Origin of the sequence: Marinobacter sp. C7, from assembly GCF_022343555.1 — a bacterium.
Taxonomy (GTDB): Bacteria; Pseudomonadota; Gammaproteobacteria; order Pseudomonadales; family Oleiphilaceae; genus Marinobacter.
Genome location: NZ_JAKQZH010000039.1, coordinates 1 through 673, shown reverse-complemented (window position 1 = coordinate 673; position 673 = coordinate 1). Strand labels below are relative to the sequence as shown.

Annotated in this window: 1 protein-coding gene; it reads right to left on the bottom strand. The window is 64.6% G+C overall.

The genetic code is table 11. From position 1 onward, the window contains the following. On the bottom strand, positions 1-673 hold a 673-nt coding region (locus MD273_RS18580), incomplete at both ends, for an ABC transporter permease (RefSeq protein ID WP_239039262.1).

The window sequence follows — 673 nt, the reverse complement described above, 5'->3', positions numbered from 1 at the left end:
CACGAGAAGCCGTTCCACCAGCACCGTCGCGCCAAAGAGGACGAGTGTCAGTCCGGCCGAGATGAAAACGGCGGCGAGCACGAGATCCGGACGGAACGAGTTCTTGGCGTTCAGGATGTAGATGCCGAGACCCTTCGCGGCGCCCGCATATTCGGCAAAGATCGCGCCGACCACGGCATAGGTGATCGAGATGCGGAAGCCGGCGAAGAAATAGGGGAGCGCTGCGGGAAGCCGGGCGCGGTGGAACACGCCGAACCGGGTGGCGCCCATCGAATAGAGCAGGTCCTCGATCTCCGGCTCGCTGGCGCCGAAGCCGCGCAACCAGGCGACCAGCATCGGAAAGAAGGTCGAAACCACCACGACGGCGGCCTTGGACGGCCAGTCGAAGCCGAACCACATCACCATGATCGGCGCGATGCCGACGATCGGAAGGGCCGCGACGAAATTGCCGAAGGGCAGCAGGCCGCGCTTCAGGAAGGGAGAGCGGTCGATGAGGATTGCGACCAGAAACCCGGAGCCGCAGCCGAGCACATAACCGATCAGAACCGCCTTCATGAAGGTCTGGCGGAAATCCGCCCAGAGCGTCGGCAGTGAAGTCGAAAGCCGCGCCCAGACGGCCGTTGGTGCCGGCAGCAGGATCGGCGGGATGTTGAAGGCGCGCACGACGCCTTCC